Source organism: Vibrio sp. 10N.286.49.C3 (assembly GCF_041469545.1).
GTDB lineage: Bacteria > Pseudomonadota > Gammaproteobacteria > Enterobacterales > Vibrionaceae > Vibrio > Vibrio tasmaniensis_A.
This window is the reverse complement of sequence record NZ_JBFRKT010000026.1, coordinates 1,455-2,121: the sequence shown is the minus strand read 5'-3', so window position 1 is coordinate 2,121 and position 667 is coordinate 1,455. Positions and strand designations below refer to the sequence as shown.

Here is a 667-nt window from a genome sequence, read left to right as displayed (position 1 = left end):
TGTCAATCCCATTTTAAAATGTCCTCTTTTCTCCCAAATAGAAATGTCACCTTTGGGAGAAAAGAATCAAGGGTAGTGGGTTACTTGGTATGACTTGCTTTGAATTGTTCGGGCTTCTCTAAAACTGGATTTAATGCGCGTAGCTGCTCATTCATTGCCTGTCTTTGAGCCGTTCTGCTTGCCGTTTTATTGTTCCGTTTACGTTTTTGTGAAACCTCAAACTCATCTTGTTTATCCTGAGCAAAACGTAACACTTGTCCCAGTCTTTTGTTTTCAACCACTCGACCTTGGTCAAGTTTGGTCTGTTTATCAAACACTTTATATCTCAATGCTCGATGTCCGTATCTCACACTAATGTCGCCGTTTGGGTACTCTAAAATCAATACGTTTTCATGAACCAAGCGGGAGTTTTCTTCAATATTTTCAACCAAATAAACAATCTGGTCGTACTGAAAGGTTAACGACTTTGATAGTTTTCGAACGACCTGCCATGCAAAAATATCGTCCAAATCTGCGGATGTTTCTCTAATAGGACGGTGCATGTCTTTTGGGTAATTGGCGGGTTTAGCAAAGCGTTGATTGAAGTCCGTAATGAAGTAGGGAAGCCAGGCATTGGCCTCTTTGATGGTATTAATGCCTTGTAGTCGCATCTCTTTAATGAGGCGGT

The 667-nt window shown here is 40.9% G+C and carries 1 pseudogene; it reads right to left on the bottom strand.

Annotated elements, in window-relative coordinates:
• Positions 1 to 80: 80 nt before the first annotated feature.
• Positions 81 to 667 (bottom strand): annotated as a pseudogene (locus AB4180_RS12155) (ISNCY family transposase); the annotation flags it as partial.